Annotated in this window: 23 protein-coding genes and 4 pseudogenes; 9 read left to right on the top strand and 18 right to left on the bottom strand. The window is 66.8% G+C overall.

Annotation, left to right across the window (positions count from 1 at the left end; genetic code table 11):
• Positions 1-43: 43 nt before the first annotated feature.
• Entirely contained in the window at positions 44-616 is a 573-nt protein-coding gene (locus A5790_RS05635) for a helix-turn-helix domain-containing protein (RefSeq protein WP_066841778.1), read from the top strand.
• Here A5790_RS05635 and A5790_RS05630 read toward each other — a convergent pair.
• Genes A5790_RS05630 through cobC form a run of 4 tightly spaced genes read right to left on the bottom strand, consistent with a single transcriptional unit; the run spans position 613 to position 4,575 of the window.
• Positions 613-1,701, bottom strand: a complete 1,089-nt coding sequence (locus tag A5790_RS05630) for a bifunctional RNase H/acid phosphatase (protein WP_066841777.1) — start codon at positions 1,699-1,701, stop codon at positions 613-615. The genes A5790_RS05635 and A5790_RS05630 overlap by 4 nt on opposite strands.
• The gene (locus tag A5790_RS05625) at positions 1,698-2,435 is read right to left on the bottom strand and encodes a zinc ribbon domain-containing protein (RefSeq protein WP_066841776.1); all 738 of its coding nucleotides are present in this window, start codon (positions 2,433-2,435) and stop codon (positions 1,698-1,700) included. The genes A5790_RS05630 and A5790_RS05625 overlap by 4 nt, the downstream gene beginning before the upstream one ends.
• Positions 2,436-2,437: 2 nt before the next feature.
• Positions 2,438-3,556, bottom strand: a complete 1,119-nt coding sequence (locus tag A5790_RS05620) for a Nif3-like dinuclear metal center hexameric protein (RefSeq protein WP_066841775.1) — start codon at positions 3,554-3,556, stop codon at positions 2,438-2,440.
• Positions 3,553-4,575 carry an Rv2231c family pyridoxal phosphate-dependent protein CobC gene (cobC, locus tag A5790_RS05615; protein ID WP_066841774.1) on the bottom strand — a complete coding sequence of 341 codons (1,023 nt, stop codon included), beginning with the start codon at positions 4,573-4,575 and terminating at the stop codon, positions 3,553-3,555. The genes A5790_RS05620 and cobC overlap by 4 nt, the downstream gene beginning before the upstream one ends.
• A 64-nt stretch (positions 4,576-4,639) precedes the next feature.
• Between cobC and A5790_RS05610 the strand changes: the two genes are divergently transcribed.
• The 3 genes from A5790_RS05610 to A5790_RS05600 are packed head-to-tail and all read left to right on the top strand — an operon-like array spanning position 4,640 to position 6,625.
• Entirely contained in the window at positions 4,640-5,311 is a 672-nt protein-coding gene (locus tag A5790_RS05610; protein WP_066841824.1) for an HAD-IA family hydrolase, read from the top strand.
• On the top strand, positions 5,304-5,798 hold the full coding sequence (locus tag A5790_RS05605; protein ID WP_066841773.1) for a low molecular weight protein-tyrosine-phosphatase: 495 nt from the start codon (positions 5,304-5,306) through the stop codon (positions 5,796-5,798). Before A5790_RS05610 ends, A5790_RS05605 begins: the two co-directional genes overlap by 8 nt.
• Positions 5,798-6,625 (top strand): SURF1 family protein, encoded by an 828-nt coding sequence (locus A5790_RS05600; RefSeq protein WP_066841772.1) that lies wholly within the window; start codon positions 5,798-5,800, stop codon positions 6,623-6,625. Before A5790_RS05605 ends, A5790_RS05600 begins: the two co-directional genes overlap by 1 nt.
• Here the strand turns inward: A5790_RS05600 and A5790_RS05595 are convergent.
• Positions 6,579-7,550, bottom strand: coding sequence for a cobalamin biosynthesis protein (locus A5790_RS05595; RefSeq protein ID WP_066841771.1), 972 nt, complete (start codon positions 7,548-7,550; stop codon positions 6,579-6,581). The genes A5790_RS05600 and A5790_RS05595 overlap by 47 nt on opposite strands.
• Before the next feature lie 35 nt (positions 7,551-7,585).
• On the opposite strand from A5790_RS05595, the pseudogene A5790_RS05590 reads away from it, so the two are divergent.
• A pseudogene (locus A5790_RS05590) lies at positions 7,586-8,146 on the top strand (oxygenase MpaB family protein); the annotation flags it as partial.
• Here A5790_RS05590 and A5790_RS05585 read toward each other — a convergent pair.
• Positions 8,058-9,218: a hypothetical protein gene (locus A5790_RS05585; RefSeq protein WP_231987605.1), complete on the bottom strand. Its 1,161-nt coding sequence runs from the start codon at positions 9,216-9,218 to the stop codon at positions 8,058-8,060. The pseudogene A5790_RS05590 and the gene A5790_RS05585 sit on opposite strands and share 89 nt — an antisense overlap.
• Before the next feature lie 48 nt (positions 9,219-9,266).
• Positions 9,267-10,787, bottom strand: coding sequence for a sodium/proline symporter PutP (gene putP, locus A5790_RS05580; protein WP_066841770.1), 1,521 nt, complete (start codon positions 10,785-10,787; stop codon positions 9,267-9,269).
• A gap of 107 nt (positions 10,788-10,894) precedes the next feature.
• Between putP and A5790_RS05575 the strand changes: the two are divergent.
• Positions 10,895-11,512, top strand: a pseudogene (locus A5790_RS05575) (adenylate/guanylate cyclase domain-containing protein); the annotation flags it as partial.
• 77 nt (positions 11,513-11,589) lie between these two features.
• Positions 11,590-12,316: pseudogene (locus A5790_RS26145) on the top strand (transposase); the annotation flags it as partial.
• An 84-nt stretch (positions 12,317-12,400) separates the two neighbouring features.
• Here the strand turns inward: A5790_RS26145 and A5790_RS25925 are convergent.
• Positions 12,401-12,781: a hypothetical protein gene (locus A5790_RS25925; RefSeq protein WP_197696719.1), complete on the bottom strand. Its 381-nt coding sequence runs from the start codon at positions 12,779-12,781 to the stop codon at positions 12,401-12,403.
• Positions 12,782-13,106: 325 nt separating this feature from the next.
• Here A5790_RS25925 and A5790_RS05560 point away from each other — a divergent pair.
• Positions 13,107-13,943: pseudogene (locus A5790_RS05560) on the top strand (erythromycin esterase family protein).
• A 735-nt stretch (positions 13,944-14,678) separates the two neighbouring features.
• Here A5790_RS05560 and A5790_RS05555 read toward each other — a convergent pair.
• Genes A5790_RS05555 through A5790_RS05510 form a run of 10 tightly spaced genes read right to left on the bottom strand, consistent with a single transcriptional unit; the run spans position 14,679 to position 24,136 of the window.
• The gene (locus A5790_RS05555; protein ID WP_066841767.1) at positions 14,679-14,891 is read right to left on the bottom strand and encodes a hypothetical protein; all 213 of its coding nucleotides are present in this window, start codon (positions 14,889-14,891) and stop codon (positions 14,679-14,681) included.
• Between the two features lie 57 nt (positions 14,892-14,948).
• Positions 14,949-16,655 carry an FAD-dependent oxidoreductase gene (locus A5790_RS05550; RefSeq protein WP_066841766.1) on the bottom strand — a complete coding sequence of 569 codons (1,707 nt, stop codon included), beginning with the start codon at positions 16,653-16,655 and terminating at the stop codon, positions 14,949-14,951.
• A complete protein-coding gene (locus A5790_RS05545; protein WP_066841765.1) occupies positions 16,633-16,896 on the bottom strand; it encodes a UBP-type zinc finger domain-containing protein in 264 nt (87 codons plus the stop codon). Before A5790_RS05545 ends, A5790_RS05550 begins: the two co-directional genes overlap by 23 nt.
• Positions 16,893-17,345: a thioredoxin gene (trxA, locus tag A5790_RS05540; RefSeq protein WP_066841764.1), complete on the bottom strand. Its 453-nt coding sequence runs from the start codon at positions 17,343-17,345 to the stop codon at positions 16,893-16,895. Before trxA ends, A5790_RS05545 begins: the two co-directional genes overlap by 4 nt.
• 13 nt (positions 17,346-17,358) lie before the next feature.
• Positions 17,359-19,983 (bottom strand): ATP-dependent chaperone ClpB, encoded by a 2,625-nt coding sequence (gene clpB / locus A5790_RS05535; RefSeq protein WP_066841763.1) that lies wholly within the window; start codon positions 19,981-19,983, stop codon positions 17,359-17,361.
• Complete coding sequence (locus tag A5790_RS25340; protein WP_082961588.1) at positions 19,965-20,282, bottom strand: chaperone modulator CbpM; 318 nt, start codon at positions 20,280-20,282, stop codon at positions 19,965-19,967. The genes clpB and A5790_RS25340 overlap by 19 nt, the downstream gene beginning before the upstream one ends.
• The gene (locus A5790_RS05525) at positions 20,279-21,202 is read right to left on the bottom strand and encodes a DnaJ C-terminal domain-containing protein (protein WP_066841761.1); all 924 of its coding nucleotides are present in this window, start codon (positions 21,200-21,202) and stop codon (positions 20,279-20,281) included. Before A5790_RS05525 ends, A5790_RS25340 begins: the two co-directional genes overlap by 4 nt.
• Before the next feature lie 6 nt (positions 21,203-21,208).
• Positions 21,209-21,733: a nucleotide exchange factor GrpE gene (locus A5790_RS05520; protein ID WP_066841760.1), complete on the bottom strand. Its 525-nt coding sequence runs from the start codon at positions 21,731-21,733 to the stop codon at positions 21,209-21,211.
• Between the two features lie 6 nt (positions 21,734-21,739).
• Positions 21,740-23,629 (bottom strand): molecular chaperone DnaK, encoded by a 1,890-nt coding sequence (dnaK, locus tag A5790_RS05515; protein WP_066841759.1) that lies wholly within the window; start codon positions 23,627-23,629, stop codon positions 21,740-21,742.
• A 3-nt stretch (positions 23,630-23,632) separates the two neighbouring features.
• Positions 23,633-24,136, bottom strand: coding sequence for a general stress protein (locus tag A5790_RS05510; protein WP_066841758.1), 504 nt, complete (start codon positions 24,134-24,136; stop codon positions 23,633-23,635).
• A gap of 383 nt (positions 24,137-24,519) precedes the next feature.
• On the opposite strand from A5790_RS05510, the gene A5790_RS05505 reads away from it, so the two are divergent.
• Positions 24,520-25,881: a CdaR family transcriptional regulator gene (locus tag A5790_RS05505; RefSeq protein WP_082961587.1), complete on the top strand. Its 1,362-nt coding sequence runs from the start codon at positions 24,520-24,522 to the stop codon at positions 25,879-25,881.
• Positions 25,882-25,903: the final 22 nt, after the last annotated feature.

Genomic DNA, 25,903 nt, shown 5'->3' with positions numbered 1-25,903 from the left:
ACCACCTTGCAGCGGCCGCGAGAAACTGCCAAGCTTTCTTGCTATGCAGGCAAAAGATGACGACGGCGTCGACGCGCGGGTGCGACGCAGGCTGCGCGAACTACGCACCCAGCACGGCCTGACTCTGGAGGATGTCGCTCGGCGGTCGAACATCGACGTGTCCACGTTGAGCCGGCTGGAGTCCGGCAAGCGCCGCCTCGCCCTCGACCACCTGCCCAGACTGGCGGCCGCGTTGTCGGTGAGCACCGACGAGCTGCTGCGCGCACCGGAGGCCGAGGACCCACGCGTGCGCAGCGGATCCCATACCGCACACGGAATCACGTATTGGCCGTTGACCCGCCAGGCCGCCGGCGGTCTGCACGCCTTCAAGATCCGGATCAGCGCCCGGCGGCGCAACCCGCCCGCTGAACTTCCGGTACACGAAGGCCAGGACTGGATGTACGTCCTGTCCGGCCAGCTGCGCCTGATCCTCGGTGAGCGCGACTTCACCGTGAAACCTGGTGAGGCGGTGGAGTTCTCGACGTGGACGCCGCACTGGTTCGGCGTGGTGGACGGGCCGGTCGAGGCGATCACGATTTTCGGGCCGCACGGCGAGCGACTGCACCTACACGACTAATCCAGGTAGGCCGTCTGATTGACCAACCGCACCGATGCCGCGCCGTCGGGATAGAACTCGGCGATCGACAGCGACGCGAGATCGAGGTGCAGCCGGTACAAGATGTTCGGGCCACCGTCGAGCGCCATCCGCAGCAACGTCTTGATCGGCGTCACGTGCGAGACCACGAGCACCGTCTCCCCCGCACGCTCTGCCAGGATCCGTGCTCGCGCCCTGCCGACGCGCTCGGCAGCGGAGTCGAAGCTCTCGCCGTCCGGAGGCGCAAGCGAGGTGTCGCGCAGCCAACGCCGATGCAGGTCGGGGTCGCGTTCGGCCGCTTCGGCGAACGTCAGGCCCTCCCAGGCCCCGAAGTCGGTCTCGATCAGGTCGTCGTCGACGGTCACGTCCAGGCCCAGCACTTTGGCCGCCGCCGCCGCGGTGTCGTACGCCCGCTGCAGCGGTGACGTGACGACCGCCGCGACACCCCTGCGCTGTCCGAGATAGCGCGCGGCGGCTTCGGCCTGACGACGCCCGAGATCGGTCAGCGCGGGGTTACCGCGCCCGGAGTATCGACGGTCGACCGACAACTCGGTCTGGCCGTGGCGCAGCAGCAGGAACCGCGTCGGCGCCCCACGCGCACCGCTCCACGCGGTGGGGTTCGACGCCTGATGCGGTTCGGTTCCCGCGACGCCCGAAGGAATTTCGGCCGCGGCGTCCATCGCCTCGTTGGCCAGCCGGTCGGCGTGGCTGTTCTCCGCACGCGGAATCCACTTGTAGGTGACCCGGTCGAAACGGGTGGCCAGCGCTGTGGCCTGCTGATGCAGGGCCGCGATGTCCGGGTGCTTGACCTTCCACCGGCCCGACATCTGCTCCACCACGAGCTTGGAGTCCATTCGCACGTCGACCTCGGTGGCGCCCAGGCTCGAGGCTTCGCTCAGGCCGGCGATCAACCCGCGGTACTCGGCGACATTGTTCGTCGCGTGACCGATCGCCTCCTTGCGCTCGGCGAACACCGTGGCGTGATCCGCCGACCAGACCACCGCCCCGTAGCCCGCCGGACCCGGGTTGCCGCGCGAGCCACCGTCGGCCTCGACGATGACCTTCACGCGCCAGACCCTTTGAGACGCAACAGGATCGCGCCGCACTCGGGGCAGCGGAGCACCTCGTCGTCGGCCGCCGCGGAGATGCGCGCAAGCTCCCCTTTGTCGATCTCGAGGCGGCACGCTCCGCATCGGCGCCCCTGCAGTTGGCCGGCCCCCGCGCCGCCGCGGGCGCGCTGCTGTTCGTAGAGCCTGACCAAGTCGGCGTCGAGTGCCGCGACGAGTTCGTCGCGGCGCGACAGGCTCTGGTGGCGCTGCTGAACCAGCTCGGTACGGACGTCGTCGGATGCGGTCTGCGCGGAGCGCAGCTCGTTCTGCAGCTCGTCCATCCTCGCGAGCGCGGCCTGCTGGTCGCGTTGCAGTTCCTCGCGTCGCTCCATCACCTCGAGTTGCGAATCTTCCAGCGCCGCTTGCCTGCGCTCCAGGGTGTCGAGTTCGTGCTGCAACTCGGTGAGCTGTTTGGCGTCCACCGAGCCGCCCGAAAGCAGCTTGCGGTCACGGTCTTCACGCTGGCGGACCGAGTCGATCTCGGATTCGAACTTGGCGATCTGGGCGTCGAGATCCTCGATGGCGATCTGCAGTGCCGCTAGTCGGTCGTTGGCCTCCCGATGCGCGGCCTGTACCTCCTCGAGCCGCTGCTGTTCGGCGAGGTTTTTCACCCGATACTCCAGCCGGGCAAGGGAAGCATCGAGCTCGGCCAACTCGGATAGCGTCTGTTGTTGAGCTACTTCGGCTTTCATGCTCATCTCTCGACATTCCACGGATCGGTGCGCACGTCGGACACCCGCACAGGCAGCGCGTCACCGAAATGGGCTTGCAGCAGGTCTGCGGCTTGGCGGCACCACGGGTATTCGCTGGCCCAGTGCGCGACGTCCACGAGCGCGACCTGCGAAGCGCGTCGGTGTTCGTCGGCGGGGTGGTGCCGCAGGTCCGACGTCACGTACGCGTCGACACCCATGCGTGCGACGAGGCCGAGCAGCGAGTCACCCGCACCGCCGCACACCGCGACCCGCGACACCTCGGCGTCCAAGTCACCAGATGCGCGCACGCCCCACGACGTGGGGGGTAGTGCTTCGCGCACGCGAGACACGAACGCCGACAACGGTTCAGGACGATCCAGCACGCCGATGCGTCCCAACCCGGCATTGCCGGGAATCGGCGCCAGCGCGAAGACGTCGAACGCGGGTTCCTCGTAGGGATGCGCGGCCCGCAGCGCGGCCAGCACGTGCCCGCGCAACCGCGCGGGGGCGATGACTTCCACCCGGTCCTCTGGCACGTGTTCGACGGATCCGACGCTGCCGATCGCCGGTGACGCGCCGTCGTGCGGCAGGAACTGCCCGGTGCCAGTCGTGGTCCAGCAGCAGTGCGAATAGTCACCGATACGCCCTGCCCCCGCCGCGAACATGCCCTCGCGCACCGCCTCCGAGTTCTCCGCAGGCACGAAGACGACCCACTTGTCCAGGTCGGATTCCGCACTCGCCGGCGCGAGCACCTCCTCGACGGTGAGCCCGAGCGCTTCGGCCAGCGCGTCGGAGACGCCGGGCGAAGCCGAGTCCGCGTTGGTGTGGGCGGTGAACAGCGCCCGGCCGCTGCGGATCAGGCGATGGATCAGGGCGCCCTTGGCAGTGCTGGCGGCCACGGTGTCCACGCCGCGCAACAGCAGCGGATGGTGAGCCAGCAGTAGGCCGCCCTCGGGAACCTCGGCGACGACATCGGCGGTGGCGTCGACAGCAACCGTGACCGTCTCGACGGTCTCCGACGGGTCCCCGCAGACCAGGCCGACCGAGTCCCAGTCCTGCGCCAGCTCCGGCGGGTATGCCGCCTCCAGCACGTCGATGATGTCGGCCAGCCGGGCGCTCATCGCAGCACCTCGGCCATCGCGTCGACCAGCACGGGCCACTCCGGGCGTACCGCCGCGCGCAGGAACTGACCGTCCAGCCCGACGAACGTGTCACAGCGACGCACAGCAATACCTCTGCGATCCAGGTGTTTTCGCATCAGTTCGGCATCCGGCACACAGAACAGGACGAAGGGGGCCGAACCGGTGACGACATGCACGCCGATGCTAGTCAAGCCGGCCACCATCTCCGCGCGCACCTCCGTCAGCCGCCGGGCGGCATCGTCGGCCTCGGCCACCGCATCGGGTGTGCTGCACGCCGCGACGGCCTCGAGTTGCAGCGTGCCGAGGGGCCAGTGCGGACGCCGTGCGGTCAGCCGTGCCAGCACGTCCGGCGCGCCCAGCGCGTAGCCGACGCGCAACCCGGCCAGCGCCCACGTCTTGGTCAGGCTGCGCAGGACGACGACGTCGGGCAGGGCGTCGGCGGCCAGCGATCCGGGCTCGCCGGGAACCGCGTCGGCGAACGCCTCGTCCACCACCACGATGCGCCCGGGCCTGCGCAGGGCGAGCACCTGCTCGCGGGTGTGCAGTACGCCGGTCGGATTGGTCGGATTGCCGACGACGACGAGGTCGGCGTCGCCGGGCACCGCGTCCGGGGTCAGGGTGTACGGCGCTTCCAGTACCACGTGCGCGAAGGGCACCCCGGCCGCGGCCAGCGCCGCCTCCGGTTCGGTGAACGACGGGGCGATGAGGGCGGCCCGTCGCGGCTGCAGGTCCGGCAACCGCGCGAACGCCTCGGCCGCCCCCGCCAGCAGCACGACCTCGTCGGCGGCGCGGTCGTGCCTTCCGGCGACCGCGTCGAGCGCCCGCTGAGAATCGGTCGCGCTCGGATACCGGGCCAGATCGGCCAACCGGGCCGAGAGGCGGTCGACCAGCCAGGACGGGGGCTCATCAGCGCGGACGTTGACGGCAAAGTCCAGCATCCCGGGGACCACAGCCTGATCGCCGTGGTACCGCGCGGCAGCACGCAACGGACTCACCACATCACGACCCTAGTGCGCTGGCCGCGGTCGTTCTGCGATCGGGGAGAATGGACCCGTGACCGACATGCTGGCCTCCACGACTACGGCGACCCGCCCCCAACTGGTGATCTTCGACCTCGACGGCACCCTGACCGATTCGGCGCAGGGCATCGTCTCGAGTTTCCGTCATGCACTGGGGTCGGTCGGCGCCGTCGTGCCCGACGGAGACCTGGCCAGCATGATCATCGGCCCGCCGATGCACCACACGCTGCGAAGCCTCGGGCTCGGCGACCGCACCGCCGACGCCATCGAGGCATACCGCACCGATTACCGGACCCGAGGGTGGGCGATGAACCGGGTCTTCGACGGCATCCCCGCGCTGCTGGCCGATCTGCGCGCGGCCGGCGTGCGCCTGGCGGTGGCCACCTCGAAGGCCGAGCCGACCGCGCAGCGGATCCTCGCCCACTTCGGCCTGGCCGACTGCTTCGAGGTCATCGCGGGCGCAAGCGTCGACGGTTCGCGCGCACACAAGGTCGACGTCGTCGCCCACGCATTGGCCCAGCTGGGCGAGATCCCCGAGCCCACACTGATGGTCGGCGACCGGTCGCATGACGTCGAAGGTGCCGCCGCGCACGGTATCGAGACCGTGATCGTCGGATGGGGCTACGGCAAGGACGATTTCGACGGACCCGACGCCGTTGCCGCCGCCGCGCACGTCGCCTCGGTCGCAGACCTGCGTGAGGTGCTTGGTGTCTAAACCCCTGCATGTGACGTTCATCTGCTCGGGCAACATCTGCCGATCGCCGATGGCGGAGAAGATGTTCGCCCATCAGATCGACGAGCGCGGGCTGGGTGACACGGTCCGCGTGACCAGCGCCGGCACCGGCGGTTGGCACGCCGGCGAGCCCGCGGACCGCAGGGCCAGCCACGTTCTGCGCGAGCACGGCTATCCGACCGCGCACCGGGCCGCCCAGGTCAACGAGGACCACATGTCCGCCGACCTGGTGATCGCACTCGGCCGCAACCACGTTCGGATGCTCAAGGATCTCGGTGTGCCCGCCGAGCGGATTCGGATGCTGCGCTCGTTCGACCCGCGTTCGGGTGCTCATGCACTGGACGTCGAGGACCCCTACTACGGCGATCACTCCGACTTCGAAGACGTGTACACGGTCATCGAAGCGTCGCTGCCGGGTCTGCACGAGTGGGTCGACGACCAGCTTGCCGACCGGGGAATCGCCAGCTGATGCGCCGGTGGTCCTTCCTGCTGCGGCCGTCATGGCTGGCGCTGTTCGTCGTCGTGGCCGCGTTCGCGTACCTCTGTTTCACCGTGCTGGCGCCGTGGCAGTTGGGCAAGAACACCAAGACCTCGCGGGAAAACGCGCAGATCGCGAACTCCTTGACCGCCGAGCCGGTCCCCGTGACCTCGCTTCTGCCGAACCAGGACTCGGCAGCCCCGGACGACCAGTGGCGGCGGGTCACCGCGACCGGACGCTACCTACCCGAGGCTCAGGTGCTCGCGAGGCTGCGGATCGTCGAGGGCGAGCCCGCATTCGAGGTGCTGGTTCCGTTCGCCGTGGACGGCGGGCCGACGGTGCTCGTCGACCGTGGATACGTGCGGCCGGTACAGGCTTCGGGGGTGCCGGAGATCGAACCGGTGCCGGACGGCACGGTGACGATCGCGGCGCGGTTGCGCGACTCCGAGGGGCTGGCGCAAGGCAAGGAGCCGTTCCGGCAGGACGGCATCCAGCAGGTGTACTCGATCAACACCGCGCAGATCTCGGCGATCACGAGTGTCCCGCTGGCCGGTTCCTATCTGCAGCTGGAGGCCGATCAGCCGGGCGGACTGGGCGCGATCCCGCTGCCGCACCTCGACGCCGGACCGTTCCTGTCCTACGGCATTCAGTGGATCGCGTTCGGCATCATCGCGCCGATCGGGCTGGGCTACTTCATCTATGCCGAACTGCGCGAGCGCAGACGGGAGAAGGCTGCTCGGGAGGCCGCGCAGGCGAAGCCAGAGGCTCCGCTCACGACGGAGGAGAAGCTCGCCGACCGGTACGGCCGACGGCGCTGAGTACGATCGCCACCCCGGCGGCGGCCAGTTGGACCGCCCGCGACAGCCGCACCGCCCTGCGCAGGTCGGCCGCCCGTGGCGGCGGGCCGTCGCCGAGCGTCGGCCGGATCTCCAGTTCGTGCGCGTACTGAGTGGGGCCGCCGAGCCGCACGCCCAGCGCGCCCGCGAATGCGGCCTCCACCACGCCTGCGTTTGGACTCGGATGGCGGCCGGCGTCGCGCTTCCACGCGAGCAGGGCCGCGACGGGAGAGCCGCCGACCACGGGAGCGCATGCGGCCACCAGCACCGCGGTCGCGCGGGCGGCGAGATGGTTCAGCAGATCGTCGAAACGCGCTGCCGCCCAACCGAAGCGCAAATAGCGCGGCGAGCGGTGACCGATCATCGCGTCCAATGTGTTCGCACCGCGGTACACCAGCACCGCGGGCACGCCGCCGATCGCGGCCCACAGCAGCGGCGCCACATGGGCGTCGGAGGTGTTCTCAGCGACCGACTCCAGTGCCGCCCGCGCGAGTCCCGCCTCGTCGAGCACCGAGGGGTCGCGGCCACACAGTGCGGGCAGGAGGCGACGCGCCGCGTCGAGGTCTCCCCGCTCCAGGTGGCCCGCCATCTGGTTTCCGGCGCGGGCCAGGGAGGTACCGCCCAGCGCGACGAACACCGACGCGGCCGTGGTGACGGCGGCCTGAACAACGCCCCGCCGCGGCGCCCGCTCCGCCGCGATACCGAGCAGTGTCAGCGCGCCGAGCAGCGCGGCGGTGTGCAGCGCGCCCGCCGCGCGGGTGTCGGCGTAGGTGCGCCGCTCCAAAGCCGCTGCCGCACTTCCGAAGAGCGCCACGGGATGTCCGCGACGGGGATCGCCGAACACCCAGTCGGCGGCACAACCGGCCGCGATCCCCACTATGCGCGGGCGTGAGGTCGGCGCAAACACTCCGCGAGCGTCTCACAAGGTGATCTACTCGAACGCGTGAGGTTCGGGCCACCGCGTCGGCCGAGACGCGTCGTCGACTTGCTCAATCCGGCTGCAGCGCTGGCACCGCCTGCCTGTATCGCTACTACATCGACCAGCACGAGTTCCTGTACGGACCGCTCGACGACGAAGCGGCCGACGCGATCTATCTCGACGCCAGAAAGCTCGGCACCACGTTGCAGGTGCGCGAAGACATGTGGCCGGCGGATCGCGCCGCGTTCGACGAGTACTGGAAGCGTTCACTCGACGAATTGCGCATCGACGAACCCGTCCGCGAACACCTGCACGGGGTGGCCGCGATGGCGTTCCTGCCCGCTCCGCTGCGGCTTCTCGCCGGCCGGTTCAACCTGTTCGCCACGACGGGGTTCCTGCCGCATGAGTTTCGTGAGCACATGCGGCTGCCGTGGTCGGGGCGCCAGCAGCGCAGGTTCGAGGCGCTGCTGACCGCGCTGCGTGTCGCCGACCGCATCATCCCGCGCGACGTCTGGATTCTCGGCTACCGGCTGTACCTGTGGGATATGCGCGCGCGGGCACGGCGCGGCAGACGAGTCGTGTGAGTCGATCAGAAAATCTGGAGGCACACTGCGTCAATCTGCTTGGTCGAACCGCTGGCGTTTGCCGCACCCCATAGGCCGCCGCCCTGACGGCATCGCCGTCCTCCATACCCGATCCCAGTGCACCGCCCAACGTGGCGACTGCCGCAACCAGCCAGGCCACGATCAGCACGGTTGAAAACTCCACGGGATGGCCGATGTTTCGAGCGACCAAGTCCGGCGGGAGGAGCCACCAGGCCGTAAGTAGGATCAAGACGTACAGGCCGATGTGGAAGATGACGACGCCGATCGTCAATGTGACGACAGTCGTTGCGTTGTACAACACGGCTCGTTTACGTTCGCCGGCCGAATGCGGTCGCTCCCATAATTCGTGATCGAGGATGAGCCACGCAATCAAGGCGGCACTCGCCAACAAGGTCGCCGCGGTCAGCCGCCAGGGGCCCATGGTGTCGGACAACTGCCAAATCGTCGGATAGGCAAGGCTCACGGCGCCGGCGGCGAACGCGGCCATCATCACCTTGGACAGACCAGCGACCAACCGCCACGGACGGTTGGCATAAACCATGCCGATCAGGAGCCGGAGACGGGACAGTGCAGACGGCGCGACGTAACGGACCACATCGTTGTCTTGAATCCGCTTCAGTCGCGTCAGTGAGGGCGTCGGCTTCTCTGATTGGCACTCAATCTCGGCCACGACGGTCTGCGCCAGTTTCCTTGTCGGGCGATCGATGAACACGCCGCCTACCCCGGGAATCGAAATCACTCCCAACCTGTCAGGCACACTGATATCGGCTATCACCGGCGTCTTCCCTTGACGCCGGGGAAGATCAGTGAGGTAGATGACGACGTCTTCGGGGCTGTCACTCGGTTCTATCGTGCGGATCACCTGGGAGACTTCGGCGTACTCGTCGACCGGATACGCGTGACTTCGCACCGACACGTTCCATGCGTTGTTGCTCGGAGACTGATTCTCCACCGCATTTCGCAATGAATCCGAGACACGCTCGGCGATTGCCGCAGGGGCACCGGGATCCGCGATCAGCAAGATTGACGACGGCTCGTCCGGCATCCGCATCGCGTATCCGTGCGCCGAACGACCAAACACGGGCGGGTGCGCTGAACGTCAGCCCGACGCCGCGGACTCGTGTGCTTTCTCCGCCGTCTCGGAGAATTCGCGCTGAATCTCGTCATCCTCGCGGGCGGTCGCCAGCGATACGGCGACCGCGACGGCGAAACACGCGACGAAGCCGGGAACGATCTCGTACATCGCGCTCGACAGCGCCTCGGTCTGACCCCAGACGCCGACCACCACGGCACCGGCGATCATGCCGGCGATCGCCCCGGCCGAGGTGAGCTTGCGCCAGAACAACGACAGGATGATCAGGGGACCGAACGCGGCGCCGAAACCTGCCCACGCGAATCCGACGAGGTCGAGGATCGTCCCATCCGGGTTGAGCGCCAACAGGACCGCTACCACCGCGACGGTTAACACCCCGAGCCGACCATAAAGGACCAACCTCGTCGGACTGGCTTCCTTGCCGAATGCCCGGTAGATGTCTTCGACCAGTGCCGACGAGCACACGATCAGCTGCGACGAGATCGTCGACATGATGGCCGCCAGCACCGCGGCGAGCACGACCCCGGCGACGAAGGGGTGGAACATCACCTGCGCGAGGCGGAGAAACACGGTCTCCGGATTTTCCAGCGTCACGTCTTCTTTGAAGAAGTACGCCAGGCCGGCGTAGCCGGTGGTGATCGCGCCAGCGGAGGTGAGGATCATCCAGCTGATGCCGATGCGACGTCCGGCCTTCGCGTCGGCCGAGGAGCGCATCGCCATGAACCGGACGATGATGTGCGGTTGTCCGAAGTAGCCGATTCCCCAGGCCGCCGCCGACACAATGGCGAGGAAACTTCCGCCGAAGAACAGTGACGTGCGGTGGATTTCGTCGCCGGGATTACCGACGTTGTGAACGGCGTCGGCGGCCTGAACCAGATCGACCAACTCGCCGGGCCCGCCGATGGCAAGTATTGCGGCTACGGGGACCGTGACGAGCGCCGCGAGCATCAACAGTCCCTGCGCGACGTCGGTGAGCGAGGCGCCCAGGAAACCGCCGAACAGCGTGTAGCACAGGGTGACTCCGGCGACCAGCAGCATGCCCGTCAGATACGACGAGCCGAACGATGACTCGAAGAACACGCCGCCGGCGACCATGCCGGACGACACGTAGAACGTGAAGAAGACCAGGATGATCGTGCCTGCCGAGATCCGCAGGACATGCGACTTGTCGCGCAGCCGGTTCTCGAAGAAGCTCGGCACGGTGATCGAGTTGTTGGCGATCTCGGTATAAGCCCGCAGCCGCGGCGCGACGAACTTCCAGTTGAGCCAGGCGCCAATCACCAGGCCGATCACGATCCACGACTCGAGCAGACCCGAGGCGTAGATCGCGCCGGGAACCCCGAGGAGCAGCCATCCGGACATGTCGGACGCGCCTGCCGACAGGGCGGCGACGGTCGGGGTGAGCCTTCGGCCACCGAGCATGTAGTCGTCGAGATCGCTGGTCTGGCGGTAGGCGTAGAAGCCGATTGCGATCATCACGGCGAAGTACAGGCCGATCGCCGTCATCTGGAACGCGGTGTCGGAGATGGGTCGCCTCGTTCCGTCGAAGGGACCTACGGGCCATCCGATCGTATGAGAAATCTGGTGGGCGCGGACGGTATCGAACCGCCGACCGTCGTCGGTGAAAGGACCGCCTGTTCGGCCGCCACGTTGGTCGGGAGGTCGCCGCCGCCGCCGTGCAGCGCCAGCTGGAGCTGGGCGGCGCGGAATGCCATGTGGCCGTGCTGTTTGTCGACGTGATCGGCTCGTCGCAGCTCGTGGCCCGGATGCCGCCGATCGAGGTGGTCGAATTGCTCAACCGGTTCTTCGCGGTCATCGTCGAGGAGGTCGACCGTAACCACGGGCTGGTCAACAAGTTCTTAGGCGACGCGGCGCTGGCGGTGTTCGGCGCCCCCGTTCCGCTGGAGCGTCCCGAGGACCATGCGCTTGCCTCGGCGCGCGCTATCGCATGCCGGCTGCGCGACGACGTGCCGGAGTGCCCCGCCGGGATCGGGGTGGCCGCGGGTGAGGTGATCGCGGGGAACGTAGGCGCGGACGAACGGTTCGAATACACCGTGATCGGCGAGCCGGTAAACGAGGCCGCCCGGCTGTGCGAACTGGCCAAGTCCACACCGCAGCGCCTGCTGGCCTCGGCGGCCGCGGTCGAGCGGGCCAGCGAGGGTGAGCGCCGTCATTGGGAGTTGGGCGATGAGGTGGTGCTGCGCGGACTGGATCAACCGACACTGGTGGCGGCACCCAAGGCGTCGTCGTGATGACCTGAGCCCCGATCGTCGGTCTAGGCTTTATGAGAGTCTTACGGCCCGTAGTGGCGGGCAGGAGGGCTCGATGAATGTCCACACGACAACCCAAGCGGCACACCCCAGAGCAGGTGGTGCGAAAGTTACAAGAGGCGGATCGGCTGCTGGCCGAGGGCGTTCACGGGCCGGAGGTGGCGCGCCAGCTTGGGATTTCGGAGCAGACCTACTACCGCTGGTGGAACCAATTTCGTGGGCTCAAGGCGGATGATGTGAAGCGGTTGCGGCAGTTGGAGCGGGAGACTTCCACGGTGAAGCGCCTGCTCGCGGAGGCAGAGTTGGACAAGGCTGCGCCCAAGGCGATTGCCAAGGAGGAATTCTAAGCCCGGCGCGCCGTCGCATCGCGGTTCACCACTTGCAGCGGGTGATGGGTGTGAGTGAGCGGTTCGCGTGTCGGGTGGTCGGGCAGCATCGGTCCACAGCGCCACATGCCGGCTAGTGACACGATCGAGGACCCGGGATCGTGGCCTGCGGGAGTGGCTGCGCGACTATGCCCGCCAGCATCCACGCTGGGGTCATCGCCGCGCCTGTCACGACGCGCGCGCCCAGGGTTGGGTGGTTAACCACACGAAGGTTCAGCGGTTGTGGCGCCAGGAGCGCCTGTGCAGGCCGGTGCCGCAGCGCCGCAAGCCCGCGGGATTTTCGACTCATCTCCCGGTGCCGACGGCGAAGGCACCAAATGTGGTGTGGGCGATCGATTTCCAATATGACTCCACAACTGACGGCCGTCCGATTAGGATCTTATCCGGTGTCGATGAGCACGCTCCACCAGCACATCATCACACCAACACACGCGGGTGGTTGCTCGGCGCGCGCCGCGTACACGACCCGCCAGCATTCCCTTGCCTAAGCGGTTGGTGCGACTACGTAGTAGACCGTGTGTATCTCGATCATCTGCTCCGCACCGAACTGGCGGGTAGGCGTCTCGTCTGCGAACTCCACCTCGACGGTCTGGACGGGCGTTAGCCTGACGCTTTTGATCGGCCTTTCAACCCGCCACCGAACTCCTTGCCAATCGGTTTCGTCGATCGTCACAAACATCGGGTGACCGCGTATCCGATGAAGTTTTAGCAGCACTCTCGCCGCAGCATTGCATCCGAGCATCGTGATTCCTGGCTGCATCGGTATCGACGTTGTCATGTCATCGGATCCTTGCACGCCATCCAGCAAAACAAAACCGGGCTGTCCCACGCGGGCGGGACAACTGTCCCACGCGCTGACCAGCACGATTAGCTGGACGGTGGCCTAACGCAACGATTCCATCAATCACGCCCATACCGGACCAGAAGCGTTGGCAATACCCACTTTTCACGCATCGAAAAGCGTTGCTGCAGTTGAGGATTGCGCAGGTGCGGCACCACAAAGGTTGCAGGGTCTGCGATCAAGAGCTGCCGCGGGTGTTCGGTTGAATACTGCCACGTCCATTAGGGTCCTGGGACCCTCAGGTCTGTTCGGTGGTCATGTTTTGCGACTGGTGGGACGACGCGCTGACCCCGGCTAGCTGGCACAGTAATGACACCGAACGGACACCACGCGGCATGGCTGTTCGCGGGTGTATCGGGGGTATCTCGTGACAGTTGAAGCCCGCCCCTCGGGTGAACTTCGGCTCAGGCGCCCGTTCTCGGCGACGGCAATCGCTGCAGTGGGCACCCAGTTGGTCGACGTACAGCGCAACGCGCTGGACTACGCGCGCCGTGACGGACTGCTCGCCGAGGACGACGCGTTCTACGCCGAGCGCAACGCACATGTCGTTCGCAACGCCGAGGTCTACTACCGCGCGATGTTCACCGGGCGAGTCAACACCTGGAATCTGCGGGACCAGCACATGGCAGAAACCCTGGACGCCTTGCTGACCCACCTGGGTCACCACGACGATCGCCAACCCGCCCGAATCGTGGTGTGGGCCCATAACTCCCACGTCGGTGATCCCGCGCGACCGAGGTGTCGGCGGACGGTCAACTCACGTTGGGTCAGCTCGCAAGAGAGAACTACGGCGACGAGGCACGCCTGATCGGTTTCAGCACCCAGACCGGAACCGTCACCGCGGCCAGCGAGTGGGGCGGAATCGCGGAGCGCAAAGTCGTCCGGCCGGGCTTGCCCAACAGCGTGGAGGAATTGATGCACGAGACCGACAAGAAGTCGTTCTACGTGCCGATGCGGGTGGACGATCGCGTGTCGGCCGAGCCTTTGGACGATGTCCGGCTGGGACGCGCGACCGGGGTGATCTACCGACCCGAGACCGAACGGCAGAGCCACTACTTCCATGTCCGGCCGGCCGAGCAGTTTGATGCGATGATCCACATTGACCAGACGCGCCTTGGAGCCGCTCGAGCTGACCAGTGAGTGGATCGCCGTAGAGCTGCCCGAAACCTATCCAACCGGCCACTAGCACCTTCGACTGCTCCCCCGCTTCACTCACGGGCGCCGAACAAAGGTGTGCGCGAAGGGTTACTCGGGCGGTAAAAGCAACGATGGCGTCCGCAAGAGGATCGGGGTGAGTGGGAGCCGTCCGGGACCTGCGCAAGGCGGCCACAAGAAGAAGCGTCCACGGCAGTCATGCCTCGCATGGAAGAGGCGACCAGGTACATCATCCCTATCACCTTGTGATCGGTGGTGGTCGCCAGCTTGTAGGCCAGCGTGCCCGTAAACCTCAGCCGCGCCCGCCAGCGGGGGCGCTTCGGTTGTCACGAGGGTCACCCACCATCCAAGTGGTTGCGTCGAAGCTCGCCCCAAACCAAGTCCTTCGTATCTCGGAGTGAGAACCACCGCGGCCAGCACGCCGTGAAACGCCACCGGACAACGAGTCTGGCAACCCGATGCGACCGCCGCGTGCACCCACCAAGCCAGAAACCTCCACACCGATTCGTCCTGTGAGTATGAGCGTCGAACCTGGCGGCGCTCGCCTGTGCGCGACCGCAGCAGCGTGTAGCCGGCTGGTCAACGGCAGGGAACCCATCGGACGGCATAGTCTTCCCGCAACGGCGAGACGTGATCGTCGATGGCGGAAGAGGTGTGCCAGCCATCGGTATGCGTGTGCGCTACCGCGTTGCCGTGACTGGCTGGTGATGACGCGCCCAGGCTTGGGCGGCCATTTGGGTTTGGTGGGCCGTGCCCCGGGTCGGGATCAATACTGCGCCGGGTGGTCATCGTCGGGGACGGGGACGCTGATGGCTTGGTCGATCAGGTCGGCGAGGTTGGCCTCTGCATCGCTGCGGTTGGCGATATGGGTGGGATCCAGCCCTGCCTCATCGACGGTGGGGTCGACGGGGATCTGCTGTTCTGCCACATCGGCTTCGGGCTTGTCCTCGGGGAGCGGGACATCCTCGGCGTTGGTCATGATTGCTCTCCCGTTCGTGTTCATGTTGGTCCGGCCGGCCGCGGTCCGCGCTGCCGACTACGTCCCGAAGTACTCGTGGATTTGGCGGATCGCCATCGATCCCTCGCCGACCGCGGAGGCTACCCGTTTGACCGAGCCGCTACGCACGTCGCCCGCCGCGAACACACCGGGTTGGCTGGTCTCCAGCATCATCGGGTCGCGCTGGGTGCTGCGCCGGGCACCGTCGGCGTCCGAATACAACGCGGCCGGGCCGGTCGGCACGAAGCCGCGGTCGTCGAGTTCGATGGCGCCGGCGAGCCATGCGGTATTGGGATCCGCGCCGATGAAGACGAACAGGGCGCGGGTCTGGATCGAGTGCCGCTCGCCTGTTCGTTTGTCCTCGGTCACCACCGCGCTGAGTGCACCGTTTCCGTGCACCTCCCGGATCTCGGTGCATGACCGGACAGTCACGCGGGGGTGCCGGTTGATCTGGTCGACGAGATACCGGGACATGGTTTTGTTCAGGTCGCCGCCGCGGATCACCACGTACACCCGGGAAACCCGCGCAGCGAGGAAGATCGCCGCCTGGCCCGCGGAGTTACCACCCCCGACGATGACGACCGGCCCGGTGCCGCACACCAACGCTTCTTGAAAGGTGGCGGCGTAGTACACGCCGTTGCCCTCGAACGATTCGATTCCCGGGACGGCGAGCCTGCGATACCTGGCTCCCGTGGCCAGCACCACGGCCCTGGCCACCACCGACCTACCGTCCGCGAGCATTACCCGGTGCTGGCCGCCGCCGGATTCCAGCCGGGTGATTTCCGCGGAGACGATGATCCGCGCTCCGAACTTGCCGGCCTGCAGAACTGCCCGTTCGGCAAGGTCGGCTCCAGAGATTCCGCCGGGGAATCCCAGATAGTTCTCGATCTTCGACGACGTCCCGGCCTGCCCGCCGGTTGCGATCCGCTCCATGGCCGCGGTGGTCAGGCCGTCCGACGCGGCATACACCGCAGCGCCCAGCCCCGCCGGACCGGCGCCCACCACGACGACGTCGGATTCGTCGGGCACCGTGTCGGGTACCGGCAGCCCGACCCGGCGGGCCAGCTCGGTGTTGGTCGGGTTGCGCAGCAGGTCACTGCCCCAGATCACCACCGGGGTGTCCTGGGGCGATACTCCGAACCGTTGCAGCAGCCGTTCGGCGTGCTTGTCACGTTCCAAGTCAAGCCAGCGGTGCGGCAATCGATTTCGCGCGGCGAACTCGCGCAACCGAGCGGTGTCCGGCGAATAGCAGGAGCCGATGAGCCGGAATCCGGATCCCTCCTGGATGAGCAGCGAGCGGCGCACCAGATACGCGCGCAGGATGAGGTCACTGAGCACCGGATCGTGGGCGACCAAGGCCCGCACCCGCTCGGTCGGGACCACGAGCACTTCGCCGGGTTCCACCACTTCGGCGGTGTAGAACGCGGCTTGGCCTTCGAGGTCGCCGAGCTCCCCGAGGAACCGCCCGGGGCCGTGGACCCGGATCACGTGCCGGTTGCCCGCGTCGTCCGTGGTGCTGACGGCGACTTTGCCGGACAGAATGACGAAAAAGTAGTCGGCGCGCTCACCCTCGCGAACCAGCATCTCTCCCGCGTCGACTGCTCGCCGCGCGCCGCCCGCCTCGAGCGCGGCAATCTGATCGTCAGACAGTCGCGGGTACGCGCCGTATCTGTCGGGGGATTCGGCCAGCGGAATCGATGGGCGCTCGTCTGTGGCGGCGACCTCAGACATAGTTCTCGTGGACATAGCACCACCGCCAGTTCTCGCCGGCCTCCAAGGACTGCACGATCGGGTGCCCGATCGTGTGAGCATGCGCCCGAGCATGCCGCATCGGCGAAGAATCGCAGCAGCCAACGTGCCCGCACGTCAGGCACAACCGCAGGTGCACCCACGGTGTGCCGAGCTGCAGGCATTCCTCACAGCCGTTCGTGCGCGGGCGCACCTGACGAATCGCCGCCACGTGTGGATCGATACCCACGGATGTCATGACCGTGCCTCCTTCGCGCTGCTGGCCGATAGCGCCTGGTCCAACCAATTGCGCAGCGCTGCAACGGGAGCGGCACCCGCTTGTCGCGCCAGCACCTGCCCGCGATCAAGGAGCAGCAGGGTGGGCACAGCCTGCACCTCGAACCGCTGCGAAATCGCCGGTGCCTTGTCCACGTCGACCTTGACCAGTTTGAGTTGTCCGGCCCGTTCGGTGGCGAGCTGCTCGAGCGCCGGGCTCACCATCCGGCACGGCCCGCACCACGTCGCCCAGAGGTCGACAAGCACTGGAACCGAGGACTTTTCGGCAACGTCGGCGAAGTCCCCGTCGCCGGCCGCGGCGATCCACGGCAGCCACTGGTGACAGTTGGCGCACCGGGGCTTCCCCGCGGCCGCCGCGGGTACCCGATTGCGTTTTCCGCAGTGCGGGCACGTCACGATGTCTGTTTCCATGGCGCCTCCTCGGTCAGGCCACCAGGGCCGGTTCCGAATAGCCCACGGCGAGTTCGCCATTCTCCACGGTGATGCGGATCTTGCCACCGCCCGCGATGTCACCGCGCAGCAACGCCCGGCCGATCTTGGTCTCCACCTCGTGGGCGATGTAGCGGCGCAGCGGCCGCGCCCCGTACACCGGATCGTAGCCGTGTTCGGCGATCAGCCGGCGCGCGTCGGCCGTGATCTCGAGCTCGATCTGCCTTTCCGCCAACCGATCCCGCAGCTCGGCCAGCTGAAGCTCGACGATCCGCTCGATCTGCGGCATCGACAGCGGAGTGAACAACACGATGTCGTCGACCCGGTTGAGGAACTCGGGCCGGAAGTGCCCGCGCAGCTCGGCCATCACCCGCTCGCGCGCGTCGGGCTTGATCTCGCCGTGTGGGGTGACGCCGTCGAGTAGGTAGTGCGATCCGATGTTGGAGGTCATGATGACCACCGTGTTGCGGAAGTTGACCTGGCGTCCCTGTGCGTCGGTGAGCCGGCCATCGTCGAGCACCTGCAGCAGGGTGTTGAACACGTCGGCGTGGGCCTTTTCGATCTCGTCGAAGAGCACCACCGAGTAGGGCTTGCGGCGCACCGCTTCGGTGAGCTGGCCACCCTCGTCGTAGCCGACGTATCCCGGTGGCGCACCGACCAACCGGCTGACCGTGTGCCGCTCCTGGTACTCACTCATGTCCAAACGGACCATGTTGTCCTCGCTGTCGAACAGCGCGGCGGCCAACGTTTTCGCGAGTTCGGTCTTACCCACCCCGGTGGGTCCGAGGAAGATGAACGAGCCGATCGGGCGGCGAGGATCCCGGATTCCGGAGCGGGCCCGGATCACCGCATCGGCGACCAGCTGGACCGCTTCTTCCTGGCCGATCACCCGCTCATGCAGGATCTCGTCGAGTCGCAGCAGCTTCTCGCGCTCGCCCTCCTGCAGCCGCGACACCGGGATACCGGTCCATACCGACACGATCTCGGCGATCTCGTCCTCGGTGACGACCTCGCGGAGCAACGGCCGATCGCCCTGCTTGGACTTCAGCTGCTCCTCGGCGGCCTGCAGTTTGCGTTCCAGTTCGGTGATCTGGCCATATCGCAACTCGGCGGCCCGGTTCAGGTCGTAGTTGCGCTCGGCTTCCTCGGCCTCGTGTCGCACCTGCTCGAGTTGTCCGCGCAGTTCCTGTACCCGCTTGATCGCCTGCCGCTCGGCGTCCCATTGCGCGTGCTTGGCGTCGGCCTCAGCGCGCAGGTCGGCCAGCTCCCTGCGCAACTCTTCCAGGCGCGCCTTGCTCGCGGGATCGGATTCCTTGGCCAGCGATACTTCTTCGATCTCCAGTCGCGTCACGCGACGGGTGATCTCGTCCAACTCCGCTGGCATCGAGTCGATTTCGGTGCGCAGCCGCGCGCAAGCCTCGTCCACCAGGTCGATCGCCTTATCGGGCAGGAAGCGGTCGGTGATGTAGCGATGCGACAACGTGGCGGCGCCCACCAGGGCGGCATCCTGGATCTTCACTCCGTGGAACACCTCGAGGCGTTCCCTGAGGCCGCGCAGGATCGAAATGGTGTCCTCGACGTCAGGTTCGTCGACCAGCACGGTCTGGAACCGGCGCTCCAACGCGGCGTCCTTTTCAATGTGCTTACGGTATTCGTCGAGGGTGGTGGCGCCGATCATGTGCAACTCGCCGCGGGCCAGCATCGGCTTGAGCATGTTCCCGGCATCCAGCGACCCCTCCGTCGCGCCCGCGCCGACGACGGTGTGCAACTCGTCCACGAACAGCAGGATTCGGCCTTCGCCCGCCTTCACCTCCGAAAGGACCGCCTGCAGCCGCTCCTCGAACTCGCCGCGGTACTTCGCACCGGCCACCAGCGAACCCATGTCGAGGGAGAAGATCGTCTTGTCCCGCAGGCCTTCTGGGACATCGCCGCGCACGATCCGCTGGGCCAACCCCTCGACGATCGCCGTCTTGCCGACTCCGGGGTCGCCGATCAGAACCGGGTTGTTCTTGGTCTTGCGGCTCAGGATCTGGATCACCCTGCGGATCTCGGCGTCTCGGCCGATCACCGGGTCGAGCTTGCCGGCGCGGCCTTCGGCGACCAGGTCGCGGCCGTACTTCTCCAGCGCCTCGTAGGAACCCTCGGGCGTCGCGGAAGTGACCCGCTGGTTGCCACGCACCTTGGTCAGCGCGCTCAGGAACGAATCTCGTGTCACGCCGTGGTTGGCCAAGATCCTGCCGGTGGCGGTGGACGTACCTTCTTCGGCGAGGGCAATCACCAGGTGCTCCACCGACACGTATTCGTCCTTGAGCCGCTTGGCCTCCCGCTCGGCGGCCTCCAGAACGTTCGCCAGGCGCCGGGTGACCGAGACCTGGCCCGGCGCGGCGCCGGGGCCGCTCACCTTCGGGCGGCGGTTCAGTTCGCGTTCCAGGTCCGCGCGCAGGGCCGCGGTGTCGGCGCCGGTCTGATCCAGCAGCCGCGGTACCAGACCCTCGGGCTGGTCGATCAGCGCCATCAACAGATGTTCGCCGTCGACCTCGATATGACCCATCCGGGTCGCGATGCTCTGCGCTTCGGCCAACGCCTCCTGCGACTTCTGCGTCAGCTTGTTGATGTCCACCGGGATGTCCTCCTTCGGCGAGAAGCGGATTCCAGCTCTTCGATGTGGTCGAGCAGGTCGAGCACCAGCCCGATCGCCGCGTAGTTCAGTCCCAGACCGGCCCTCAACCGCTGGATACGGCCGACTGTCACCAACGCAGACGGTTCGAACCGGAGATCGCCGCGGGCATCCTGCTGGCAAGCGACGAGGCCGAGCGCGACCAGTCGGCGCACCATGTCGGGATGCAGCCCGCAGCGTGTTGCGAAGTCGTCGAGCTGCATTCCGGGCCGCCGCGCCAGGACATAGCGTGATGCGGTCATCGTCCCCTCCTGGGGTCGAACGTGGACTCCGCCGCCAGTTGCTCGAACAGCTCGCGTTCCCGCGCAGTGGGTTTCGGTGGCACCATCACCTTGATTTCTGCGTAGAGGTCGCCTGCGGCACCGCGCGGGTTGGGCATGCCTTCGCCGCGCAGCCGCAACCGCCGGCCGGTCGACGACCCTTGCGGCACTGCAACTTTCACTTCGCCGCCGGGAGTTCGAATAGCGACGGTGGTCCCCAGCACCGCCTCCCAGGGTGACACCGGCAGATCGACGGTGACGTCGCGTCCGTCGAGCCGGAATCGGGGATGCGACTTGATTCGCACCCTCAGGTACAGATCTCCGGCCGGTCCATCGCCGCTACCTCGGCCGCCCTCTCCCGCCAGCCGTATCCGCTGACCGTCGATGACGCCAGCGGGAATGTTGACCCCGTAGTTGCGGCCATCCAGTGAGATCTGCCGTTTGCCGCCCCGGTAGGCCTCCTCGACGGTCAGCTCCAGCACCGCTTCCTGGTCGGCGCCCGGAATCGTCCCGAATCCGCCACTGCCGCCGAACATGTCGCCGAAGAGGTCTTCGATGTTGATGCCGCCGGCGCCGCCGAAGCCCTGGCCGTAGCGCACCCGGGCGCCGGCGGGCCCTGCGCCGCCGAAGCCACCGACGCCACCGACACCGGCGCCCACCCGCTCTTCCCAGTCCTCGGGCACCTTGCGGAAGTCTTCGCCGAATCGGTCGTAGCGCTTGCGGGTTTCGGGGTCCGACAGCACGTGATAGGCCTCGTTGACCTCTTTGAACCGTTCTTCGGCCGCTGGATCCTTGTTGACGTCCGGGTGATGCTTGCGGGCCAGTGTGCGGAACGCCCGCTGGATCTGGTCGGCGGTCGCGTCCCGCGACACCCCGAGGACTTCGTAGTAGTCGCGGGCCACCCGATCTCACTCCTCGCGTCGGCTGACCACCACGGCCGCCGGCCGCAGTTGCCTCGATCCGTCGTCGTAGCCCGGTCGAAGTACTTCGACAACCGTCCCGGGCGCGCTGTCCGGGTGGTCCACCACACCCACCACCTCGTGACGCTCCGGGTCGAAGGGCACCCCTGCCTGCGCATCGCGCCGATAGCCGAGCTGCTCGAGAACCTGTAGCGCTTGCTCGAGAATGCTCCGCACGCCCTCGACGAACGCGTCGGACTGGTCACCAGCATGACTGATCGCCCGCTCCAGGTTGTCCACGATGGGCAGCCAGGCGCCGGCCACCCTGGACCTTTCCGTTGTTCGTTCGTGGTCCAGTTCGCGGGCATATCTCTTTCGCAGGTTGTCCAGATCGGCGACAGCGCGTCGCCAGCGGTCCTCGAGCTTGGCCAGCTCATCGTCCGAATCGGTTTGGGAGGCAACCGCTTCAGGCGGGCTTTCGCCAATCGCGTCGCGGTCCTCGTCGGTCTTGGATTGATCCGCGGGGCTGACCATGGCGGCTCAGCCCCGGTCGAACTCGGCGTCGACCACGTCGTCGTCACCGACTCGCGAGCCGTGGCCGTTACCAGACGGCCCCCGCTGCCCATCGCCGCCGCCCGCTGGGGCAGGCTGTAGCCCGTAAAGCACCTGCTGCAGTTCGGATGTCAGTGATTGCACCCGTTCCAGCGGGGCCTCTTCCTTGATGGCTTGCCGAGCGTCGGCGATCAGCATCTCGGCGCGGGCCCGGTCATGTGGCGCCGCGGAGTCGCCTAGCTCGGCGAGGCGGCGCTCGACTTGGTAAGCGGCCGAATCGAGTTCATTGCGTGCATCGACCTGCTTACGCAGCTGTTCGTCCTCGCGGCGGTGCGCCTCGGCCTCGGCGAGCATCCGCTCGACCTCGCTCTGATCGAGGTTGGACTGTTCGCTGATGGTGATGCTCTGCTCGGCGCCGGTGTCCTTGTCGCGCGCGGTGACATGCAGGATGCCGTTGGCGTCGATGTCGAAGGTGACCTCGATCTGCGGCTCACCGCGCGGGGCAGGTCGGATGTTCTCCAGCTTGAACCTGCCGAGAATGCGATTATCCGTGGCCATCTCGCGTTCACCCTGCAGCACAACGATATCCACGGCCGGCTGGTTGTCTGCGGCGGTGCTAAACACCTCGCTGCGCCGTGCCGGGATGGTGGTGTTGCGCTCGATGATCTTGGTCATCACGCCGCCGGCGGTCTCCACACCCAGCGACAGTGGGGTGACATCGAGCAGCAAGACGTCGGAGACCTCGCCCTTGAGCACGCCCGCCTGAATGGCGGCACCCATTGCGACCACCTCGTCGGGGTTGACGGTCATGTTCGGGTCCTTGCCGCCGGTGAGCCGGCGGACCAGGGCCTGCACGGCGGGGATGCGGGTCGACCCGCCGACCAGGATGACCTCGTCGATGTCGTTGGCCGTCGCTTTGGCGTCGTCCATCGCCTGCTTGACCGGGCCCATGCAGCGCTCCACCAGATCGTGGGTGAGTTCCTCGAACTTCGACCGATTGATGGTCATGGTGAGGTGTTTGGGGCCGTTGGCGTCGGCGGTAACAAACGGCAGATTGACCTGCGTCTGTGTCACCGACGACAGTTCCACCTTCGCCTTCTCGGCCGCCTCGAACAGCCGCTGCAGCGCCTGCGAATCTTTGCGCAGATCGATGTGGTTCTCGCGCTGGAACTCATCGGCCAGATAGTCCACGAGCCGGCGGTCGAAGTCGTCGCCACCCAGATGGGAATCACCGGCGGTGGAGCGAACCTCGACCACCCCGTCACCGACGTCGAGAAGGCTGACGTCGAACGTGCCGCCGCCGAGGTCGAAGACCAGCACGGTCTCGTGGCCCTTTTTGTCCAGCCCGTAGGCCAGTGCCGCGGCGGTGGGCTCGTTGATGATGCGCAGCACATCCAGCCCGGCGATCCGGCCGGCGTCCTTGGTGGCGTTGCGTTGGGCGTCGTTGAAGTACGCCGGAACGGTGATCACCGCCTCCTTGACCCGTTCGCCGAGGAACTTGCCGGCGTCGTCGACGAGTTTGCGCAGCACCTGGGCACTGATCTCTTCGGGCGAGTACTGCTTGCCGCGCACGTCGAACCGGGCGGCGCCACCGTCGCCCTCGACGACGTCGAAGCTGACCGCCTTGGCTTCCTCCGATATTTCATCGAAGCGGCGGCCGATGAACCGCTTCGCCGAGTAGATGGTGCCCTTCGGGTTCATGATCGACTGCCGCCTGGCCAGTTGCCCGACCAGACGCTCGCCGTTTTCCGTGAAGGCCACCACCGAGGGCGTGGTTCGCGCGCCCTCGGCGTTGGGAATCACAATCGGCTCCCCGCCCTGCCAGGCGGCGATCACCGAGTTCGTTGTTCCGAGATCGATGCCTACCGCTGTTGCCATCGTCTATTCCTTTCGATTGCCGCCGGCGAGGAGTTGCAGCGCACGATCGGCCACCTCCACGTCCGCGACGACGTCGTAATACTTGGGTCGCAGCCCACTAACGGAGTGGAAATCGCGTTGGCCGCGCTGCAGCGCATGCACCAGCAGCCCGAACAGCGCACCCACGACGGCGCCGAAGACCAAGCCGTAGCCGGCCAGCACCAGGGCCGAGATCAATGGTTCGACCCAGTTGAACAACCCGAAGATCCACCCGATCAGCGCGCCCACCAGAGCGCCCGAGCCGGCACCGCGCAGCGCCGCCCCGCCGTAGTTCAGCCGGCCCAGCACCTGTTCCACGTACTCCAAGTCCCGGCCCACGATGGCCACCCGGTTTACCTCGAAACGCTGATCGGACAGGTAGTCGACCGCGCGTTCAGCGTCGGCGTAACTGTCGAAGGTGGCGATCACCTGGCGGGCGGGCTCATTGGGCCGCACCGCCGATGTCGCAACCGTCGAATGGTCAGCCATCACTCCCCCTATGCCTGTAGGCCATACGCATTAAAGCCATGACTTCTCCTAAGTTGCGAAGGTCGTTACACGCAACCGCCGACAACGGCGGACGGCAGCAGTCGCGCTGTAATGCGCGTCGTATTTCGCTCCCAAACAAGTAGTCTGGCAACCCGTAGCGGCTGTCGCGTGCTCCCGCTGAGCCGAAAATCTGGACTCCGATTCGTCCTGTCAGCACCACACTGGAGTAGGGTTTGCATTTCGGACGCCGGGTCGTCACTTTCGGACCCGGAAAGGCGGTTCGGAAACTCCAGCTTCGGGTAAAATGTTCCTCGGTGTCGCCGTGGCGGGCACTCCGGCCCCGCGTGGGTTCGAGAGGAGGAGCGGAGTCTGGCCGCTCCAAAATGGACGATGAATCGCACAGCCCGGCACAGGGCACACGCCAGGACAAACAGGCTTCGTCAGCGGGTTTGGTGGCGTTGTCGCGTCTCACTTTCGGTGACTCCAACGCCGGCGAGATCTTCCACCGCGACTCCGCTGATTCGGCGAAGCTGGCAAAATTGAACGCCGATCTGAAGGCAGCGAACCGTGAACTCCGCACCACGGTGACGCGGCTTCAGCGGCAGATGAACGTGCACGAAGCCCTGAGCGCGGCAGTGGCCGCGGGTATGGGCGAGCAGGGTATCGCGGATGCTCTGAATGACCTGACGGGGCATTCGGTGGGTATCGAGGATCGGTTCGGCAACCTGCGCTGTTGGGCCGGTTCCGGGCAACCGCAGCCCTACCCCAAACAGATGCCGGACGAGCGCGAACTCCTACTGCACGAGCTGGCCGCACAGACCGGTCAGGCACGAATCGGACGTCGAGTACTCACACTCGTCCAACCCCGTGCCGAGATCCTCGGTGTCCTCGCGTTGGACGACCCGGAAGACACGGTGACCGAGGACAACTTGCTTGCCCTGCGCTACGGAAGCACCGTTTTGGCGCTGGAGCTTTCCCACAAGCGAGCCGTCGCTGAGATCGAGCTCAGTCTGCGCCGCGATCTTGTCGATGATCTGTTGGCGGGCACCGACCGGGACGGTGCCTACGCTCGCGCCGATGCCGTGGGCCATGACCTGCGGCGACCGCACCATGTGGTGGTGATGCAAACCGCCGGTCGCGCAGAGAGCGCGCTGGCAACCGCCGCCGGGCGCGCCGCGACCGCCTTGCATCTGAACTACCTGCAAGGGCGCCACGGGGGCCTGGTTGTGCTGCTCACGGACGGCCGCCCGGACCCGCAGGCGTTACACCACGCGGTCAGTGAAATCCTTGGCAAGACCACCAGCGTGATCGGTGTCGGCTCCCGATGCTTGGTGCCCAACGACTTTCCACAGTCCTTCATGGAAGCCCGTCGGGCCATGAGCATCCGGCTGCGCTCAGTCAGTCCACAAGGCGCGGCGGCGTTCGACGAACTCGGTTTCTATCGCCTCATCGACGCCGCCCATCGCCACGGCGAGGTCGAAAGTTTCGTGCGCGAATGGCTGGGCACGCTCCTGGATTACGACGACAGCAAGAACTCCGAACTGGTGATGACCCTGAGCGATTACCTGGAGTGCGGTGGAAATTATGACGAATCCGCCGCCGCGCTACACATTCATCGCAGCACGCTGCGCTACCGGCTGGCGCGCATCGCTGAACTCACCGGCCACGACCTCCGCAACGTCGATACCCGGTTCAACCTGCACGCCGCGACGCGGGCGTGGCGATTCCTGAACCCCGATGACTAGGCGGGGATCCGCTGCAACGGGC

Source organism: Mycobacterium sp. 852002-51152_SCH6134967, assembly GCF_001667105.1.
In the GTDB taxonomy this organism is placed as follows: Bacteria; Actinomycetota; Actinomycetes; order Mycobacteriales; family Mycobacteriaceae; genus Mycobacterium; species Mycobacterium neumannii_A.
The sequence above is the reverse complement of the archived record's forward strand: the minus strand, read 5'-3'. Positions and strand labels throughout refer to the sequence as shown.

Bases quoted from the DNA above. Each gene is read 5' to 3' on its own strand.
- A5790_RS05610 (WP_066841824.1), top strand. From the start codon at position 4,640: ATGCTGGCCTCCACGACTACGGCGACCCGCCCCCAACTGGTGATCTTC.
- A5790_RS25340 (WP_082961588.1), bottom strand. From the start codon at position 20,282: ATGACCGCATCACGCTATGTCCTGGCGCGGCGGCCCGGAATGCAGCTC.
- A5790_RS05510 (WP_066841758.1), bottom strand. From the start codon at position 24,136: ATGGCTGACCATTCGACGGTTGCGACATCGGCGGTGCGGCCCAATGAG.
- A5790_RS05545 (WP_066841765.1), bottom strand. From the start codon at position 16,896: ATGACATCCGTGGGTATCGATCCACACGTGGCGGCGATTCGTCAGGTG.
- trxA (WP_066841764.1), bottom strand. From the start codon at position 17,345: ATGGAAACAGACATCGTGACGTGCCCGCACTGCGGAAAACGCAATCGG.
- A5790_RS05520 (WP_066841760.1), bottom strand. From the start codon at position 21,733: ATGGTCAGCCCCGCGGATCAATCCAAGACCGACGAGGACCGCGACGCG.
- A5790_RS05635 (WP_066841778.1), top strand. From the start codon at position 44: ATGCAGGCAAAAGATGACGACGGCGTCGACGCGCGGGTGCGACGCAGG.
- dnaK (WP_066841759.1), bottom strand. From the start codon at position 23,629: ATGGCAACAGCGGTAGGCATCGATCTCGGAACAACGAACTCGGTGATC.
- A5790_RS05600 (WP_066841772.1), top strand. From the start codon at position 5,798: ATGCGCCGGTGGTCCTTCCTGCTGCGGCCGTCATGGCTGGCGCTGTTC.
- A5790_RS05620 (WP_066841775.1), bottom strand. From the start codon at position 3,556: ATGAGCGCCCGGCTGGCCGACATCATCGACGTGCTGGAGGCGGCATAC.
- A5790_RS05505 (WP_082961587.1), top strand. From the start codon at position 24,520: ATGGACGATGAATCGCACAGCCCGGCACAGGGCACACGCCAGGACAAA.
- A5790_RS05585 (WP_231987605.1), bottom strand. From the start codon at position 9,218: ATGCGGATGCCGGACGAGCCGTCGTCAATCTTGCTGATCGCGGATCCC.
- A5790_RS05555 (WP_066841767.1), bottom strand. From the start codon at position 14,891: ATGACCAACGCCGAGGATGTCCCGCTCCCCGAGGACAAGCCCGAAGCC.
- A5790_RS05550 (WP_066841766.1), bottom strand. From the start codon at position 16,655: ATGTCCACGAGAACTATGTCTGAGGTCGCCGCCACAGACGAGCGCCCA.
- A5790_RS05625 (WP_066841776.1), bottom strand. From the start codon at position 2,435: ATGAAAGCCGAAGTAGCTCAACAACAGACGCTATCCGAGTTGGCCGAG.